Source organism: Parablautia muri, assembly GCF_009917485.1.
Taxonomy (GTDB): domain Bacteria; phylum Bacillota; class Clostridia; order Lachnospirales; family Lachnospiraceae; genus Suilimivivens; species Suilimivivens muri.
In genome coordinates this window covers 1-628 of the sequence record NZ_QZDT01000202.1, presented here as the reverse complement: position 1 = coordinate 628, position 628 = coordinate 1, and the positions used below count along the sequence as shown (strand labels likewise).

The window sequence follows — 628 nt, the reverse complement described above, 5'->3', positions numbered from 1 at the left end:
GTTCTTTGGCGGCACACCAGTAAAGATTGTCTGTGATAACCTGAAAACCGGAGTGACCCTGCATCCTAAAAGAGGCGAGATCATACGAAATGAGGCCTATCTTTCCCTTGGCGGGTATTATTCCGCTGCCATCATGCCTGCAGGTGTCAAAAAGCCGAAGCAGAAAGCAAGCGTTGAAGGTTGTGTGGGTAAGATTGCCACGGCTGTCATTGCAAAACTCAGGAACGATGTATTCACATCATTAGCCGCATTAAATGCTGGTATCCGGAAAGCAGTAAAAGAATTCAATGACAAGCCGTTCCAAAAACGCCCCGGCAGCCGCCGGAGCATCTTTGAAATGGAAGAAAAGCCATATCTGAGAACCCTGCCGCTTATCCCCTATGAAGTCTGTGAATGGTCTTATGGGCATAAAGTTGGCAGCAGCTCCCATATATGGTGGAACAAAGGCCAGTATTCCATACAGATATATCGGCTGCAAGGTGGATGTCAAATTTAACAGCCATCTTGTATTTATCTATTATAACAGAACAGAGATAGGAAGACATCAGATACTTCCCAGACATATGGCAGACGGCATGCGGACAGAGCCGGCTCATCTGCCATTCCCGCTTCGGAAAAATCTGTCAGT

General features: G+C 46.8%; 1 pseudogene. It reads left to right on the top strand.

The features are described 5' to 3' along the window. A pseudogene (locus D5281_RS25220) lies at positions 1-496 on the top strand (IS21 family transposase); the annotation flags it as partial. Positions 497-628: the final 132 nt, after the last annotated feature.